We start from the raw sequence: 19124 nt of genomic DNA, 5'->3' as shown, positions 1-19124 counted from the left end.
AACTCTTTTTCTGATTTTTTTTGAAATGCCAGAAAATCTTCTCTGAAAAAAAGAGTATCTTGTTTTTATTCGGCAATGATTTTTACATCAAAGGGCGCTAACTCAATGGTGCCGCTAAGGGCTGTTTCCGTCAGCAACTCTTTACCGGCAGTTGGTACGGTTACTGTAACAGGTTCGTTTTTATGATTCAGCAGAAAATGATAGGTTTGATTTTCTTTTACTCGGGTCTTCCATTCAATTCCTTCTGGTAAATCAAATGTTTCAATCGGCAACTCTTTTAATAGTTCATCAAATAATCGTTTCATTCCAGTTTCAGACAGCATCGTTCCCACATAATAGGCCATACCGGACCCCTTTTGATTACGGGTGATTACGGGGGTGTCAGCATAGAATTCTCCTTTACCGTAATTTGCCAACACTTCTGCTGTATTAGGATGAATAATGTCACACAGCATCCGACAATCGCTAACAGTGCCATCATTGAAAACAACCTGAGTCGTCTTTTCTGGTGGCAAAGCATCAAATTCTTCTACCCAAATACCTAAAGTTTCTTTTAATGGTCCCGGATATCCGCCAAGATGCACATTATCGGTTTCATCGACTAAACCACTCATCATTGTCGTCACAAAATGTCCACCGTTATTGACATAAGCATCGATTTTTTGTGCTTGTTCCTGATTGATCATATACAGACAAGGAGCGATTAATAGATCATATTTTTCAAAATCGCCATTGATGGAAACCATGTCAACATCAATGTTGCGGGCAAATAATTCTTGGTAGTAATGATGAATCTGATCGACATATTGTAGCTCGATCGTGGGACCACTGGTGTATTCCAGTCCCCAGTAATTCGACCAGTCAAAAATAATTCCCACTTTTGCCGGTGTCACAGCATCTAATAATGTATCCCCTAATTTTTCCAATTCCTGCCCTAACTCAGCAGTTTCTCGAAACACACGGGTATGTTCGTTACCAACATGTTCAATCACAGCTCCGTGAAATTTTTCGCACGCCCCCACGGATCGCCGCAACTGGAAGAATTGAATCGTATCTGCCCCGTGAGCTACCGCTTGATAACTCATATTTTTCATTTGTCCCGGACGTTTTAAGGAATTATAAGGCTGCCAATTTTGTTGACTTGGTGTTTGTTCCATCAACATAAAGGATTGACCGTCTTTTAGTCCCCGCATCAAATCATGGCGCATTGCTGTCAAACTGATCGGGGTATCGTAACTTGGGTAGTTGTCCCAGGAAACAATATCCATTTCCTTTGCCCATTTGAAGTAATCCAAATCTTTAAAGGTTCCCATCAAGTTGGTCGTAATTGCTGTATTAGGATCGTGTTGTTTGATTGCTGCTTTTTCATCGGTAAAATTTCGTAAAATTGAATCCGACATAAAGCGCCGGTAATCGATAGAAAGCCCGGCAAAAGCAGTTTTTTCTGTACCGATTGCATCGCCTAGTGCGTTAGGAACCACGACATCTTCCCATGAGTAAAGTGTGTGTCCCCAAAATGCCATATTCCAAGCTTTATTTAATGCCTCGATTGTATGGTATTTTTTCTTCAGCCAAACACGAAATTCTTTGGCACAATTTTCGCAATAGCAGTTGCCACCATACTCATTCGAAATATGCCAACAAACTACATTTTCCAAATGGCCGTAGCGTTCGCCTAATTTTCCCGCCAGCTTGGCACTGAATTTTCGGAAGGTTGGGCTGTTAGGACAGGCATTGTGCCGTTGACCAAACTTGTGGGCACGTCCTTCAAAGTCCGTCCGATTAACATCCGGGTAGCGACGACTCATCCATGCAGGCAGTGCCGCTGTAGAAGTTGCCAAAACGATTTGATACTTGTGCTTGGTAAGCATTTCAACAATTTTATCCAGTGTAGAAAAATCATAGGTTTCTTCATCAGGCTGTAATTGTGCCCATGAAAAAACGTTAATTGTTGCCGAGTTGATTTTTGCTAAATTCAGGATGCGCATGTCCTCCACCCAGATTTCTTCCGGCCATTGCTCTGGATTGTAGTCTCCGCCAAATAACATGTTTTTAAAAAATGCCATTACTTTTTCCTCCTTCAAAGTGAAAATAGAAAGCCTTTTCTTTTGTCTTCATTCTATCACGGTAAAATGGTAAAATAATCATAGAATCATCTTCAATTCTATAAAAATATGAAACTAAAGCAGGTGGTACCATGCGTTATACTTTTAGTCGAAAAGATTCCGGCCTTCCGTTGTTTGTCGATAGTGTCGGAATTCAATGGGATCAAGACCCTATCACTCGTCCACAAGGATATCCGTATATTCATTGGCTCCATACCCAAGAAGGCGCTGGAGAGGTGAGTGTTGACGGGAAAAGTTTTATTTTAGAAAAAAATAAGAGTATCTTAATCAATCGGTCGGTCCCCCATACGTATGTGCCGACAACCGAAAAATGGTTGACTGCCTATTTTACCTTTGGCGGTGCATTGGCAGCAGAAATTTTGACACTGCTGGGAATCGGTGACTATCTTCTGCTCAATGAGCCACTGCCGGAATTGAATCATTTTATCGAACATCTGGCAAAAGAAATTGATGTGGATGATCCCGCAGCTCCATTAAAAACCTCCGGAATGATTTATTCTTTTTTGATGCTGATCAAAGAAGTCACGGCAAACCAAACCCGCGGAAATAAATACGGCGAATTGATCCAGCCGGTGGTCCAGTATATGAACGATCATTTCGCTGAGACTATTCGCAATGAGGATTTAGCTAAGCTAGTGGGGTATAGTCCGCAATATTTATCAAAATTATTTAAAGAAACGTATCAACTTTCTCCTTATCAATATTTATTGGAGTTGCGTTTACGAAAAGCAAAGGAACTGTTGGCAAACGATGCCTTGCTGCCGATCCAGGAAATCAGCGAGCGTGTGGGCTTCAATGATGTCAGCTATTTTATCGCCGCCTTTAAACGCAGTGAACAAATGACTCCTAAAAATTTTCGTCGCTTCTATCAACAATAACTAAGCAAGGAACTCCCCCATTAAAGGCAGTTCCTTGCTTAGTTATTCGATGGAAAAACCATACCCGCGAATATGTTCCTCCAAACGCTGCAAATAATCTTGCGCAATCGGACTGAGTTCTAATTGACGATGCTTTAGCCAGCCAATCGTGATGGAGTCATCGACTTCCAAAGGGATTGCGACGATTTTGTCATCGTTTAACTCACTGCTGATAATCCCGGAACTGATCGTATAGCCGTTCAACCCCACCATCAAATTAAAAATCGTCGCCCGATCACTGACTTTAATGTTCATCTTGTGGTCCAGCGTACTGAGAATTTCCTCAGCAAAGTAAAAAGAATTAACCTCCCCTTGCTCGTAAGAAAGATAGGGATACTCTTCTAAATCGGTCAAATTGACCGATTTTTTTTGAGTCAGAGGATTTTCCCGACTGACAAATACATGGGGCAATGCCGTAAATAGCGGGGTAAATTCCAGATTTTTTTCTTTAAAGAGCTTTTGCATCACCTGCCGATTAAAAGTATTGAGGTACAAAATACCGATTTCACTTTTAAAACTGGTCAAATCGTCTAAAATATTCTGAGTTTCTGTTTCCCGTAACGTAAACTGATACTCCTCTGTATTAACCTGCCGAATCAATTCCACAAAAGCATGCACCACAAAAGCATAGTGCTGAGCTGAAACAGAAAAGACTTGTTTTCGCGGCGTTTTCTGCTTATATTTTTCCTCCATAAGATTTACCTGATCCAGAATCTGCCGGGCATAGATCATAAATTCTCGTCCCTCATCCGTCAGAGTAACCCCCATTTTATTTCGCAAAAGCAGTTGAATGCCCATCTCATTTTCCAATTCTTTTACGGCATTGGATAAGCTGGGTTGTGTTAAATACAATTCTTTTGCCGCTTCATTGATGGAGCCTCGGGCAACGATTTTTTCTAAATAAGCTAGCTGTTGAATTCGCATGCTGTGACCTCCTGCAATTTTTCTATAGTTTACACCAAGTTATAGTTTAAAACTATAACCAATGATTAGTTTTTTCAGTTATCCATAAAAAGTAAAAAGTGATAGTTTAGTCACTAACAACAAAAGGGGGCTTTTTTATGACAACAACCATCATCGGATTCCCGCGGATTGGGGAACACCGTGAATTAAAATTTCAAACAGAAAAATATTTTCGTTCGGAACTTTCAGAAGAAGAATTACAAACCAGTGCCGCTGCTTTACGGGAAAAACATTGGAAACTGGTCCATGCCAGCGGAGTCGACAGCGTACCCAGCAATGATTTTTCTTTTTATGATACGACCTTGGACACGGCTTTTTTGCTAAATATTTTACCTGAAGAAATTCAACACATCGATTTATCAGGGCTTGATAAATATTTTGCACTGGCTCGGGGATACCAAGGAGAAAAAGGCGATATCAAAGCTTGGCCGATGAAAAAATGGTTCAATACCAACTACCATTACATCGTTCCTAAATTTGAAAAAAACACAGAAATCAGCGTAGTCGGCAAGAAAATTTTTGATGAATTCCTAGAAGCAAAAGAACTGGGTATTCACACACGTCCTGTTCCTTTGGGGCCTTTCACTTTGCTACAGATCAGTGATTTTGCACCCGAAACCCAACCGGAAGATTTTGTGCCGTCTTTGATTGCTGCCTATCAGGAAATTTTTGCAACATTAGCGAATCTGGGGGCCGGTTGGCTGCAATTGGACGAACCGGCTTTAGTCAAAGACATTTCTTCTGAAGAGTGGGCGTTATTCCAAGCCCTCTATGTTCCTTTGTTGCAACAAAAAAATGGCCTGAAGATTTTGGCTCAAACCTATTTCGGTGATGTTCGGGATGTTTATTCCTCGTTGGTTCAGCTTGATTTTGATGGAATCGGTTTGGATTTTGTGGAAGGAATCAAAAATTTAGAACTGGTTGCCAACGGATTTCCTGCCGAAAAAATCTTATTTGCCGGTATTGTCAATGGAAAAAATATTTGGCGGAATCACTACGAAAAAACACTGGCACTTTTACAGAAACTGCCTGCTGAAAATGTGGTTCTAACAACCTCGTGCTCGTTGTTACACGTGCCTTTTTCTACAGAAAATGAAACATTTCCGACCACAATTCTTGACCACTTTGCTTTTGCAAAGGAAAAGTTAACGGAATTAACGGAATTGGCTGCGATTTTTTTCAACAAAGAAACTGCACTACTTGCTGAAAATCAGCAACTTTTTGCTAAAAATCGAACCAACAAAAATCATAAACTAGCAGAGAAAATTACTGCTTTATCTGCTGCTGATTTCACCCGTCAACCAGCTTTCTCTGATCGTGAACAGCTACAAAAGGTCGTTTTTGATTTGCCTCTACTGCCAACAACAACGATTGGGTCCTTCCCACAAACACGAGAAGTCAAACAAACTCGGGCAAAATACAACCGTCACGAAATCTCAGATACAGACTACGACCATTTTCTGGCAACACAAATAGATGACTGGTTGAACTGGCAGGAATCGATTGGTTTAGACGTTTTAGTTCACGGAGAATTTGAACGAAATGACATGGTGGAATATTTTGGACAGAATCTTTCCGGCTACCTCTTTAGCCAAAATGGTTGGGTCCAATCCTATGGAACCCGTGGTGTGAAACCTCCAATTATCTGGGGAGATGTCGTGCGGGAAAACCCGATCACGGTAAAATGGTCCACCTATGCCCAAAAACAAACGACCAAAATTGTCAAAGGCATGCTGACAGGACCCGTTACGATTTTGAATTGGTCTTTTCCACGAGAAGATATTTCGTTAAAAGAGTCTACTTTGCAAATCGCACTGGCAATCCAAGAAGAAGTCTTAGACCTTGAAGCCAACGGTATCCGAGTAATTCAAATTGATGAAGCAGCACTTCGAGAAAAATTGCCTTTACGAAAAACCGACTGGTATTCTGAATATCTGGATTGGGCAATCCCTGCCTTTCGTTTGGTTCATAGTCAAGTGCAGCCCACCACGCAAATCCATACCCATATGTGTTATAGCGAATTTACGGATATTATTTCGGCAATTGACCAAATGGATGCCGATGTGATTTCTTTTGAAGCTTCCCGTTCAAACTTATCTATTTTAGATGAATTGAACGCACAAAACTTTCAAACGCAAGTGGGACCAGGTGTTTACGACATCCATTCTCCACGGGTTCCTTCCACAGATGAAATTCTGCAAACAATCCATGCAATTTTAGCTAAAGTACCAAAAGAAAAACTTTGGATCAACCCAGACTGTGGCTTAAAAACTCGGGGCATTCCTGAAACTCGTGAAAGTTTGACGAATTTGACCGCAGCTGCAAAACTTGTGCGAGAGGAGCTTTAATATGAGTCAAGAGCAGAACGGAGGTGGCCCTTCCTTTTCCTTTGAAGTTTTTCCGCCAAATACCCAAACCGGTACGGAGAAAATTTTTGATACTTTGAATCAGTTACAGGATCTCGCACCGGATTTCATCAGTGTAACCTGTAGCAACAATCAAAAAAATATCGAAACCACTACCCTCAAGTTGGCCGGCTATATTACGAATCAGCTGGATATCCCAACGATTGCACATCTACCGGCTGCCTATTTATCCAAGGAGCAGGTGGATGTGATTTTAGAAAAGTTGCAACTCTTAGGCGTTCGGCGACTGTTGGCACTGCGAGGAGATATCTTTCCTGACATGCCACCAAAAACTGATTTTCATTTTGCCAGCGATTTAATCGCATATATAAAAAAACAAGCCCCGCAATTTGAAATCAGCGGTGCTTGTTATCCGGAAATCCATCCAGATTCTGCTAGTCGAGTGGCAGATGTTAAAAATCTAAAAAAGAAAACAGACGCCGGATGCAACCAACTGATTACTCAGCTTTTTTTTGACAACGAACTTTTTTATCGCTTCCAAGAACATTGTGATTTAGCAGATATCGATGTACCGATTCTCGCCGGAGTCATGCCTATTATTAACCGCAACCAAGCCTTGCGTCTGATCAAAACCAGCGAAGCCAAATTGCCTCGAAAATTTTTGGCCATATTAGAAAAATATGAACACAATCCCCTTGCATTACGAGATGCCGGCATCGCATATGCCATCGATCAAATTATTGATTTAGTCACTCAAAATGCCGCAGGAATCCACCTGTATACGATGAACAATGCGGATACCGCCCGCTCAATTTATCAAGCAACTCGGTCGTTGTTTCAGGGAGTTGGGGTGTAAAATGCAAATCGACCATCTGCTCTTATCTGGAAAAGGATAAGGGAAAATGGTCGGTTTTTGGGTTGGGAGCATTCAAAACAGCATAGCTCTAAAACGATTATTCTCTTTATCTTGAAGATTTTAAAGTTTTGGAAGCATTCAAAACAGCATAGCTCTAAAACTGAATTAAGACTTTTATTGCATTCGAATCGGTTTTGGAAGCATTCAAAACAGCATAGCTCTAAAACTACTTATAATATACGCTAGTTGTTTTTGATGTTTTGGAAGCATTCAAAACAGCATAGCTCTAAAACAATGGATGGCGATATGTACCGCAGAGATTTGTTTTGGAAGCATTCAAAACAGCATAGCTCTAAAACAATGATTACACCATCAACCTCTTTGGATAGGTTTTGGAAGCATTCAAAACAGCATAGCTCTAAAACATCGAATTTGCATAACTCGCTAACGTGGCTGTTTTGGAAGCATTCAAAACAGCATAGCTCTAAAACGTTCTGGTGTTGTGGTTGGTATTAACGAGGTTTTGGAAGCATTCAAAACAGCATAGCTCTAAAACAAGTTATTTGCAACAAAAGCGTGAGTCACAGTTTTGGAAGCATTCAAAACAGCATAGCTCTAAAACGAATCTGCTCTTTCTGCCATTCCGTCAGATGTTTTGGAAGCATTCAAAACAGCATAGCTCTAAAACCATGCACTGATAGCTGATGTAGCTCATTGGGTTTTGGAAGCATTCAAAACAGCATAGCTCTAAAACTAAATTTTCAAAAGGTTCTACGCCAAAAGGGTTTTGGAAGCATTCAAAACAGCATAGCTCTAAAACACCCTCACAACTTAGATAATTGATGGTATCGTTTTGGAAGCATTCAAAACAGCATAGCTCTAAAACATGTGAACACGTTGCAGCCTATTGCGCTCAGTTTTGGAAGCATTCAAAACAGCATAGCTCTAAAACGTGGGATAATCAAAAAATAGTAACTGAAAAGTTTTGGAAGCATTCAAAACAGCATAGCTCTAAAACGCGCAAGTGGGAAAGTGCAAGAGTCTTTGAGTTTTGGAAGCATTCAAAACAGCATAGCTCTAAAACTCACAACAAACGAGAAATCATTGATTGGCCGTTTTGGAAGCATTCAAAACAGCATAGCTCTAAAACACGATATGCGTTTTGACTATGAAAATCATAGTTTTGGAAGCATTCAAAACAGCATAGCTCTAAAACACGCCTCTGCTATTTTCTTAGGTATCTGATGTTTTGGAAGCATTCAAAACAGCATAGCTCTAAAACTTGATTGTAAAGCAATCGTTTTCTAGTATCGTTTTGGAAGCATTCAAAACAGCATAGCTCTAAAACAGCCGCTGTCAATAACCGCGATTGCATCTGGTTTTGGAAGCATTCAAAACAGCATAGCTCTAAAACTGCCTTTGTCAACTCTTTGAATTACACCTTGTTTTGGAAGCATTCAAAACAGCATAGCTCTAAAACTGAGCAATATCAACTACGTGACGATTACGAGTTTTGGAAGCATTCAAAACAGCATAGCTCTAAAACTATTGTGATGGAGTATGAGGATTTTTATACGTTTTGGAAGCATTCAAAACAGCATAGCTCTAAAACAGCAGTTTCAGTGATCGCTAATCGCTCAGCGTTTTGGAAGCATTCAAAACAGCATAGCTCTAAAACAAAGTACAGCTATCAAATGTAATTGACGAAGTTTTGGAAGCATTCAAAACAGCATAGCTCTAAAACTTCCACATGCTAACAAAAGCGTCTTTCAAAGTTTTGGAAGCATTCAAAACAGCATAGCTCTAAAACCTTGGGCTAATATCAAAGAGTTTTTCACAAGTTTTGGAAGCATTCAAAACAGCATAGCTCTAAAACTTGCTTATAGGAAATTACGTTCATTCTCATGTTTTGGAAGCATTCAAAACAGCATAGCTCTAAAACTCTTCAACAATAATTCAAAAGTATGGTCAAGTTTTGGAAGCATTCAAAACAGCATAGCTCTAAAACATTGGTAATAAAGCCGCTTGAATTTCATTTGTTTTGGAAGCATTCAAAACAGCATAGCTCTAAAACTAGTAAACTGCGTTTGGTAGTAGTCATTCTGTTTTGGAAGCATTCAAAACAGCATAGCTCTAAAACTCAATCTCAATAGCACACTCCCATGCACCTGTTTTGGAAGCATTCAAAACAGCATAGCTCTAAAACCTCGCAGAAGTTTTTTGCTTCTGAAAAATTTCGTAATCGCACTACTCGTCCATAGCAAGACTTCAGTTCTGAATGCTTCTATATCAATGTTTAATCAGTATTTTATTTTCAAAGAACACACTTTCATTATACCATGTTTTCGATATGCAAAAAATAATCCTTATCTAAAATATATTGAGGTAGTCCCCTTATTTCCCTTGGCTCTAAAAATAAAACTTCTGCATTATACAACGAGATATAATTATTTAATTCTGCTCTCTCTTTTTCAGTAAGATACGAACCGACATTAATCAAGACCAATAATTTTTTCTTAGAAAGATACTTGAAAATCTGAATAATCTCAATGAGTTTTTCAAATATCGTATCGCTGATTGTTTCAATACAAATACCTAGTGCTTTGAATAGTTCCAGCACTGTAATCTCGTCCTCTTCTAAATCAAGATCATGCTCCAGCAACTCATAACCAATTAATTCACTGATAGTGGCGGTCAATTTATTGATCATCGATTTTACTTCTGGTTTTTCATTTAGCTGATCCTCTAAATCTGAATAAATTAATTTCAACGTGGCGGCTGAATTAATATCATAGCCCAATATATCCGTGATAATCATCAACTCACTTGGTTTAACTGTACGCTGTTTTTCATCAAATAATTTCAAATCACTTTCACCATCATACTGATAGAAAAGTTTGATCAAATGAGAAAAAACTTGTACATCCTCTACGACAAAATAAGTAGATCCTGTCAGTTCTATGGGATTATCTAATAGTGTAAAATTAACTTTCATCATAACTTTCTCCTAAAAAAACAATTCTAGTATCTGAATTCCCTACGGATTTCTCTTGTTCTCCACTTAGATAAAGCATTCTAGAAAACTGTTTTTCTGTTACTGTTAGTACCGTGATCAACCCTTTTTTAGGATTATTTTGTTTCAGACGGGCAACCATCGCTTTATTTGCTGTACCATTCAGAAGAATTTTACTGTAAACAGAAAACTGATGCATAATGAACCCTTCGCTCAGTAAGAATTTCCGAAAACGGCGATAGGCTTTTCTTTCATCAGCTGTTTCTGTTGGCATATCAAACATTAAGATTAGTCTCATATATCGATAACTCATATCCTGAATTCTGGAATCCTTTCCGTTTCTTCATTCAAAACTTTCACCACTTTTTTCGTATAATCACTGGCAATATTTGTTAGGTACATTTCTTTGTTATTGTAAGTATATGTTGCCGTAAATAAATCAAAAAGAGCACGCTTGATTGTTACAAACGGATTGTTGCGATTAGCATAAACAATCTGATCCACAAGCAGACGAAAAGGCTCCATCAAATCACTTGCTAAATTGAAATCATTGAATTGATTAGCATGTTTCAAGCCGAACTGTGTCATACAACCTGATTTAACGATTTCTCGAGCAAATATACTCATTAAAAGCGTGTATCCATAATTTAGTCCTGCATTGATTGCATTATCCGTTTCTCGAGTGAACTCATTTCCAAATAGTGTATTAAAATAAATTCGAGCAGCATGTCCTTCTCGATTACTTGGATCAAAGATCTCTAAAGTTTCGTGTAATTTTAGTAATGCTTTCGATTTTTCATCATATCCTTGATACTTCAAAAACTGACTTTGATTCAAAATTTTTTGTGAGATAATTTCTGTCCAAACGACAGATTTCCGATCCATAGACCAGGAAATCTGCCGAGGTAATTGCAGACTACTATCGTGACGACCATAAAAAGGAAACAATTTTCCAATGGGCAAGCGCTTATCATCGCAAAAAAGGACAAGAATGTTTTCATCCACCAATCGTTTGATAAGCATCGTTGTTAGTGTAATATCCGTTGTTTCTAGTAAAAGCACATCTATTTCTGACAAATGAATCATCTCGTGTTGATCAGAAGATTTAAAAATCAGATGGTTATTTTTGTAAGATAGTTTTGAATGTGTATTAATAACAACCGTCCGCCATCCCATTTAGTCACCTAGTCTCCTCCGAGTTTCATATAAACCGGTAATAGATTGATTGATAATCGTTGCTTCTAATAGTTCATTTACACTTGTATAGCGTTTACGAGGAATTGTCTCCCCGAAAAACTTAAAGTCTGCTGGGGCTCCAAAAGCATTCAATTGCATCAGATCAACAAATGATTGAGCAATCTCTTTGACTTCCGAATCCATATTTTTAGCATACAAACTGAGGATCTTTTCCAAATTTTTATCAACAAGAGTATATTTCTCAGCAAAATCTTTTACATGCGCCATTATCTCTGAGAATCCGCTTTGATGTTCTGTAACATACTTCAAACTATCCGGTTTCTCATTGCAATGCTTGGCATGATATAAAAAAGTAACAAGATGGGCAGGTAAAACCATTTGATTTCCTTTTTGTGCCTCTTTTGCACTAGCAAGTAGTCGACGGCGGCCATCATCAAATTCATACAAAGAATATTTAGGTAACTTCATGCAAATTTGAGGATTTTGATATCCTTTATTTTTCAAAAATTCACGTTCATTCTTTTCAAAAGCTGCTCGTTCCATAATAGTAATTCCGACAATTGTTTTTACAAGTTTCCGAGTCTTGCCTTTTTCATAACGAATGACCACCGAATAAGCAACATTAGGGCTATCAAAACCACCATACTTTGTAGTATCCCATTCTTTTTTTCGTGAAATAAGTTTGTCAGAATCTCCTTTTGGTAAAATAGACTCTTTTGAAAAACCACCTTTTTGTATCTCCACTTTCTTCACAATATTCATCTGCCGATAATTCATTACTTTCTTGACTGTCACAATCTTCTTTTGATTCCAAAGAATCTCACCATTCTCATCAATAATCACTTTGTCTGATTTTGAAAATTCCATAAGATTCGAGTAAAACTGCTTCTTAGCAGTCGCTTTATTCTCCTTAAAGGCATTGAATCGGTGGAATTCCCCATAAACGAATTCAGGTTCGAGTTGTGGATAGATTTTAAGCAATGCAGTTGCCACTACCCCATTCAAATAGGCATCATGTGCATGATGGTAATCGTTAATCTCACGAATTTTATAAATACCGTAATTTTTCCGAAATTGGCTTGTTAGAGCAGATTTCAGGGTGATAATTCTTACTTTACGAATCAGATTGCCTTCTTCATCTTTTTCAGAATTAAAGCGCTGATGCAAAATCCGCGCAACATTTTTGGTAATTTGGCGTGTCTCCACCAACTGACGATGAATGAATCCTGCTTTATCATCCTCCGAAAGCCCACCACTTTCTGCTTTTACCAAATTATCGAATTTTTTCTTACTAATTAAGCCAGAACGATAGAGGCTTTCCCAGAAAGCTCTCATTTTCTTAACAACTTCCTTACTAGGAACATCATCTAATTTCCCTCTGTTCTTAGAAGAACTAACTAGCACACGATTATCCAAAGAATTATCTACAATAAAACTTTGAGGAATAATATGATCGATATCATAGGTAGAAAGTTTGTGGATGTCCAACTCTTCATTTGTATACATATCTTTTCCATTTTGTAAATAATACAGATACAGCCGATCTTTTTGCAATGCTTTATTGTCGACCGGATGTTTTTTTAGAATCTCACTATCCAAATCATCGATTGCTTTTTCTAAATTTTTTAATCGTGGGCGAGAATTTCTTCTACCGTTAGCAGTCGTTTGATTTTCACGTGCCATCTCCACTACGATATTCGTTGGGGCATAGCCCATGATTTCTACCAGTTCATCCACGATTTTCAGACTTTGAAAAATTCCCTTTTTGATTGCTGGACTCCCGGCAAGATTCTGAACAATTTCAATTAAGCTCTCCTCTGAATTAGCTTTTAATTGTTCTTTTTCTATTTCTTCTTTGAAAGTCAAGCGATTATCATTAATCAACTGCATGAAGTTCCGATTAATATTTTTTTTCGGTGCATCATCATTGATTAAATAATCTAGAATAGTCTTATTTGATTGTTTATCATGGATACCGTTAATAAGTTTTGCTGATAGACGTCCCCAGCCAGTATAGTGCCTCCGTTCCAAATCTTTTATCGTTTTTTCACTTAAACGATCCGAAAATTTACTCAACTGTTCTCGAAGCATTTTTCGATCCTCAAAAATCGTCAATATCTTTACAATTTCTTCAAACATCGGTTCGTTTGCTGGATCATCAAGTACTTTAGGATCAATCTTTAGCTTGAGAAAATCATGATATGTGTTAAAACTTGCATTAAATTTATTTTCTATCCCATCAATTATTACGTCATCAAGATTATATTCATTGCGCAAAAAATTGCTTAAATCTTTTTTGGTTACTTTCCGGTGCTGCTTGAATAAATCGATGAAAATTCTTTCTTTTTCCTCACTTGAAAAATTCTGTACCTTCCCTTGTTCATCCTTATACGTTACTTTCGTCAATTCATTATAAACAGTATATTTTTCGTAGAGCATGCTGTGCTTTGGCAAGACCTTCTCTGATGGTAAATACAAATCAAAGTTAGTCATACGTTCAATAAATAATTCTGCCGATTTACTTAAATCAACAACTTCTGCCAAGTTCCAAGGTCTGATTGGTTCGTCTGATTTTCTTGATAACCAGGAAAATCTACTGTTGCCATTGGCTAATGGTCCCACATAGTAAGGAATTCTAAATGTCAGTAAATCTACAAAATTTGAGAATTTTTCTTGTAAAAAAGGATAATACATTGCTTGATGATGCAAAATGGCTTTTAGTTCTTCCAAATGAATCTGGTGCGGGATAATCCCATTATCAAAAGTCCGTTGCTTTCTCAAAAAATCCTCATTTTCAATTTTTTTAAGAAAATATTCTGCTCCATCTATTTTTTCAATCAAATTCGTGATATATTTGTAAAACTTTTCTTGTGACGTTTTCTTGCTATTGTCAATATACCCTGCATAACCATCCGTATTCTTATCATTAAAAATTTCATGGTATTTTTCTGGCAAATTTTTTCGAATAAATTCTTTGAATAATTTCAAATCAGTTTTATGATCCTCGTATCGTTTTATCATGCTGGCAGATAATTTTGCCTTGGTAGAATTATCCGTTACCGTCAATATCCCTGATAACTCTACTGCATTATAGACATTTTTTGCAGCTTCAAAAACATCAGCGTATTCATCGCCAATTTCGCCTAAAAGAGCTTCTAAGGATTCATCATATTCTTCTTTAGAAAATTGTAATTTAGCATCCTCTTCAAGCTCAAACGTTTTTTTGAAATTCCCTTGATTTCCGACAATCATTTTTAAAAACTGATCAAAGGTTCCATTCCTTTTTTCATCTGGAAATAAGGCTAACACGCCTTCTGCCTTTTTAGCCCGAGAGACTTTATCCGCAAAAATAGAACCAATACTGATTGTTTCATCTACCGGATTAAAGGTTTGATTGTATTTCTGAAGGAATGTTTTAAATGTTTCTTCAGTAGATGTATTTTCTGTGCTTAATCGTCCCTCAATCAAAAAATGTCCCCGATATTTAATGATATGAGCCAATGCTAAATAAACAAGCCGTAAATCAGCTTTTTCCTCAGCGTCTGCTAATTCTTTCCGTAAATGATAAATCGTCGCATAATTTTTATGATAGGCAACTTCTTCTTCAATTGTGCCAAAAATAGGATGACGTTCGCTTAGTTTATCCTCCTCTATCAAAAAACTTTCATCTAATCGATTAAAAAAATTAGGATCTATTCGATTCATTTCCTCTTGGAAAAATGTTTGCAGGTAACTAATCCGCTGGCGCCGTCTGAAATAACGCCGACGCGTCGTTCTTTTTAGTCGCGTATCCTTTGCAGTCATCCCTTCATCAAAAAGGTCAACGCCCCAGAAATTTTTCTTTAAATAGTTTTTCTCCGTATTTCCATATACCTTCATTTTTCGTCTAACTAAATCAAGATCCTCTTGAAGAACCGCCCAGCCAACGCTATTCGTTCCGATATCTAATCCAATCGTATACTCTTTACCCACTTCTCTTCCTCCTATACATGTTACCGCTTTCTTTTTTGTGATAACTTAATTAATACGATTCATTCCTAATTACCATGTTTATGCATCTTTTGTTAAAAAGACGATGATTTTTATTGCATATTTTTTTTAATTTGCTATAATCAGTTTGTTGGAAGTTTTCAAAACAACATAGCAAGTTAAAATAAGGCTTTGTCCGTTATCAACTTTTCAAGTGGCGCTGTTCTCGGCGCTTTTTTTGTACCTAAATTCGTTGATAATCGTTGTGGAGATAACAAGCAAACCAAAATAACGTTTTTTATTTAACGTTAGTATTATACCATATTCTATTCAGCAGTTGTCGGAAATTATTCAATATTTCCCGTTAATATGAATATTGATTCCACAAAAAAAGACCTTCCTCCGAAAAGGAAAGTCTTTTTTAATTTCAAAAATGAAATTATTCTGCAGCGTTTGCGTCTTTGAGACCGTATTGAGAGCTGGATTGCTTTCTGGTGGTTCTTTTCAGGCAGAAAACAGCTTAGATACGGGATTTTCAAGAAATAGAAAAACTAATAGAGCTCAGTAAAATTTGATTGAGAAGGTCAAAAGTATGGTCAAAAAAATACTCGCCAATATCAATATATTAAAATTTTGAACTTATGAACTGAGATTTTTAGCCTGCCCGACTCCAAAAGAATGTTGCTTTATATTTTCACAAACTATCGAAAAATGTGTCCAAGGTACTGTCGTGAAACAAACCTGTAATGGATAAAGTGTGTTTAGCAGTCGACAAATGAGAAAACGAGACGTCTTGCTATAGGAAATTTACATATCTTCTTTAATATATCTGAGGTTTCAGGATGACCAGTGGGTTTCAAATAGCACATTGAACTGATATTTTTAGTCATACAAAGTTTAAATTGGCTATACTGCTTTTCAAACTACCTATTTTATACTTATAGTAACAAGCTCTCTAAACTAGCTCTACTCAATAATTCAAGAGATTTTTTCAATTCTTATACTAGCCACTCTTCTAGTGTTATTTCCCGATTGATAATAATCTTAAAGTGTTTTGAAAAGTTTTCAAATGTTCGCAAAATAATTCCGAAAAGATAACGAACAACAACATATAACATAGACTTGTTCATTTTACAGATAACTGACAAAACTTACCGCTAACGCTTTATAGTAAGTTTGGTTGAATTCTTCAATCAAAATCTCAATAATCTGATATACTTGTCACCTAAATAGTTAGACTTATAGTGTTAACAAACGCAACATCCGCTCACTCCCATCGCTAAACGGATTAATCTCAATCTTGTAAAGATCGTGATTGGCATTGGTCGTCCGAATCTTCAATTAGATCATGTGTCAATATACTGGTGCTAATACAAAACGAACTCGTTCGCTTAACTATGATTATTTAAAACAAATAATTTAATCCATTAAATATCTAGCTTTATTTCTTAGATGTCCAATAATATGGACGTAATTTTTTCGGAAAGCACTAGCCTTTGATAATATTCTTGAATATCTGAAATGGTATTAGCTCTATTAATTTCTATGTAGCTCAACCCATCTACCTTAATTTCTCCAATGATTCCGGAATTATCATAGATTATCTTGGGCCATTCACAATCTGTATGTGAATGCTTAGACAATTTAGCAATACTTTTTCCTGCACTTAGTGTGAATATTGAAGCGCCAGCAGTAATATCTAAATTATTAATTCCAAAAGCTAGTGCACTCATTTTATTAGTAATTATCTCGGTGTCCTTCCAAGAAGATGGGTGTGTATCAAAAGCTCTTTCAGTTCTTCCAACAACTAAATAATCTTTATCGAAGCTACTATTAAATTTGCTAATTACTTCAATTAATTCTTTAGGATACAACTTAATCCATGTTATAACTCTATCAAAGTCACAATACATTATTAGTTGATCTATTTTTGTTTCGGATATAGCAAACTTCAGAGCATTTCGTCTTGCATCAGCGGCACCTTTTTTCCTAATAACTTTAACATTTGAATAATTATTGGTACAAATATCAGTAATTGTTTTATCCGTTTTATCGCTAATACATATATATGTTTCTTCAAATATTTCATTAATTATAGGAGCATATAGCCTGATATCATTGATTAATTTCATATATGGATCATGAATTGTAGTTATTAGTATCATATTCTCTCCTTTTTTATTAGATATCATTCCAGTAATTGATATATGGTTTCAATTTACATAAAATATCTATTCTATCCTCAATCCCTTTTATACTAGTAGTAACATCGTCGTCTTCTTTATCTTTGTCATAGTAATATTCTCTATTTGTGATTACCTCACTACTACATTTAGAATTTTTCAGAATAGAGGTCTCGTTATTATCAATATATTTACCCGTTCCGTGCGATCTATATTTTTTTCTGATTTTAAAAAAACCAAATAAGAATGTGTACTAGTTTCACCACCAATGAGAAGTGGATAATTCCTCTTATTAGTGATTTGTAGTCCTCTAGTATGATAAATTTTACTATCTCTTTTACTAATTGAACTATGAGTCAAATCACTTATCAACTTAAAATTAACCTTTTTATTCAAAATATCATTTAAAAAGCTATTTAGAATACTCGAACTTACTTGTCTCGATGCATATGCGTAATTAATCATAAAGTTAACAAAGTCCAAATAACTTTTGCCCATTTCAGATTCATAGTCTAAAAAGAACAATTGCTTTTTTATGTCAGGTTCATTGTATATTCCATGTTTAAGAGTATTTAGAATCGAACTTTCTAAATATTTACCTGAAATAACTTTTTTTTCCAACTAATGTTCCTAGATGGATAATAATTATTACTTGTTTTTTTTAACTGGAACTCCATTTAAAACAAAATCATCATCAGCATATCGGAATTCTAAAAATGGACTTCCTGTAAGCGCAAAATTATTTATAAACTCTTCCTTTTCATTCTGGCTAAGTTCCTCATGAATATTATTACTAAATAGTGGTATATCTTCACGAGCTAATGTTAAATCGTCAATTTCGTCTAGACTATTAATGCCATATTTCTAAAGTTGTTCAAAGTCGATAGTTTGTAGCCTCTTTTTTCTTATTCTATTGTACAATCCATTCTCATCAACTAACTCATTAAGGACATTATTTTTATAATCTATAAGATCATTTATGTGTATTACCTAGAAAACTAATATGACCTGATATAGATTAAATCGCTTTACATCAATATTTTAGATAAAAGTAAAATCCCGATAATTGTTAATAAAACTTGTTCGAGAAGGTCAAAAGTATGGTCAAAAGCGAAAAAAAGCAGACTATCCCTATCAGATAGTCTGCTAAACGTTGATTTAACAATGTTTTGATTATTCCGCAGCGTTTGCGTCTTTGAGACCGTATTTTTTGTTGAAACGGTCGACACGGCCATCTGCTTGGGTAAATTTTTGACGTCCAGTATAGAATGGATGTGAGTCAGAAGTTACTTCGACACGTACCAATGGATAAGTGTTTCCGTCTTCCCATTCAACAGTTTCTTGAGAGTTCTTAGTAGAACCTGACAAGAATTTGAAGCCTGTTGTTGAATCCATAAATACGACTGGATGATAATTTGGATGGATTTCTTGTTTCATGATTTTTTTCGCTCCTTTGCCCTGGTTCATTTGCTGCGCCAGAGTTATTTGTCAATTTACAACAGTAACATAGTATCATGTTTGCTGAGAAGTTGCA

Annotated in this window: 12 protein-coding genes and 1 CRISPR repeat array; of the genes, 3 read left to right on the top strand and 9 right to left on the bottom strand. The window is 36.5% G+C overall.

All coding sequences use genetic code 11. The annotated features are described in order from the left end of the window. Positions 1 to 65 precede the first annotated feature (65 nt). Complete coding sequence (locus BN1875_RS10090) at positions 66 to 2066, bottom strand: beta-galactosidase (RefSeq protein WP_048604716.1); 2001 nt, start codon at positions 2064 to 2066, stop codon at positions 66 to 68. 131 nt (positions 2067 to 2197) lie between these two features. On the opposite strand from BN1875_RS10090, the gene BN1875_RS10085 reads away from it, so the two are divergent. Continuing rightward, on the top strand, positions 2198 to 3004 hold the full coding sequence (locus tag BN1875_RS10085) for an AraC family transcriptional regulator (RefSeq protein ID WP_048604715.1): 807 nt from the start codon (positions 2198 to 2200) through the stop codon (positions 3002 to 3004). 42 nt (positions 3005 to 3046) lie between these two features. Here the strand turns inward: BN1875_RS10085 and BN1875_RS10080 are convergent, their stop codons facing one another. Next, positions 3047 to 3967, bottom strand: coding sequence for a LysR family transcriptional regulator (locus BN1875_RS10080; protein ID WP_048604714.1), 921 nt, complete (start codon positions 3965 to 3967; stop codon positions 3047 to 3049). A 137-nt stretch (positions 3968 to 4104) separates the two neighbouring features. Here BN1875_RS10080 and metE point away from each other — a divergent pair, with 137 nt between their 5' ends. Together metE and metF are read left to right on the top strand one after the other, a co-directional pair. Further along, complete coding sequence (gene metE, locus BN1875_RS10075) at positions 4105 to 6354, top strand: 5-methyltetrahydropteroyltriglutamate--homocysteine S-methyltransferase (protein ID WP_048604713.1); 2250 nt, start codon at positions 4105 to 4107, stop codon at positions 6352 to 6354. A gap of 1 nt (position 6355) precedes the next feature. Further along, a complete protein-coding gene (gene metF, locus BN1875_RS10070) occupies positions 6356 to 7228 on the top strand; it encodes a methylenetetrahydrofolate reductase [NAD(P)H] (RefSeq protein ID WP_048604712.1) in 873 nt (290 codons plus the stop codon). A 59-nt stretch (positions 7229 to 7287) separates the two neighbouring features. Further along, positions 7288 to 9434: a CRISPR direct-repeat array (repeat unit 36 nt; unit sequence GTTTTGGAAGCATTCAAAACAGCATAGCTCTAAAAC). 126 nt (positions 9435 to 9560) lie between these two features. Here metF and csn2 read toward each other — a convergent pair. From csn2 to BN1875_RS10035, 7 genes are all read right to left on the bottom strand, one after another. Then, positions 9561 to 10226 (bottom strand): type II-A CRISPR-associated protein Csn2, encoded by a 666-nt coding sequence (gene csn2, locus BN1875_RS10065; RefSeq protein WP_197076053.1) that lies wholly within the window; start codon positions 10224 to 10226, stop codon positions 9561 to 9563. After that, the gene (cas2, locus tag BN1875_RS10060) at positions 10213 to 10554 is read right to left on the bottom strand and encodes a CRISPR-associated endonuclease Cas2 (protein WP_048604710.1); all 342 of its coding nucleotides are present in this window, start codon (positions 10552 to 10554) and stop codon (positions 10213 to 10215) included. Before cas2 ends, csn2 begins: the two co-directional genes overlap by 14 nt. Beyond that, a complete protein-coding gene (gene cas1, locus BN1875_RS10055; protein ID WP_048604709.1) occupies positions 10551 to 11417 on the bottom strand; it encodes a type II CRISPR-associated endonuclease Cas1 in 867 nt (288 codons plus the stop codon). The genes cas2 and cas1 overlap by 4 nt, the downstream gene beginning before the upstream one ends. Then, positions 11418 to 15410, bottom strand: coding sequence for a type II CRISPR RNA-guided endonuclease Cas9 (gene cas9, locus BN1875_RS10050; RefSeq protein ID WP_048604708.1), 3993 nt, complete (start codon positions 15408 to 15410; stop codon positions 11418 to 11420). Between the two features lie 1445 nt (positions 15411 to 16855). Further along, positions 16856 to 17572, bottom strand: coding sequence for a hypothetical protein (locus tag BN1875_RS10045; RefSeq protein ID WP_048604707.1), 717 nt, complete (start codon positions 17570 to 17572; stop codon positions 16856 to 16858). Positions 17573 to 17749: 177 nt separating this feature from the next. After that, a complete protein-coding gene (locus BN1875_RS10040; RefSeq protein ID WP_048604706.1) occupies positions 17750 to 18211 on the bottom strand; it encodes an RtcB family protein in 462 nt (153 codons plus the stop codon). Positions 18212 to 18763: 552 nt separating this feature from the next. Further along, positions 18764 to 19027, bottom strand: a complete 264-nt coding sequence (locus tag BN1875_RS10035; protein WP_048604705.1) for a type B 50S ribosomal protein L31 — start codon at positions 19025 to 19027, stop codon at positions 18764 to 18766. Positions 19028 to 19124: the final 97 nt, after the last annotated feature.

Source organism: Enterococcus massiliensis (genome assembly GCF_001050095.1).
In the GTDB taxonomy this organism is placed as follows: Bacteria; Bacillota; Bacilli; order Lactobacillales; family Enterococcaceae; genus Enterococcus_C; species Enterococcus_C songbeiensis.
Note: the sequence above shows the minus strand (reverse complement) of the source record. Positions and strands in the feature narration are given on the sequence as shown.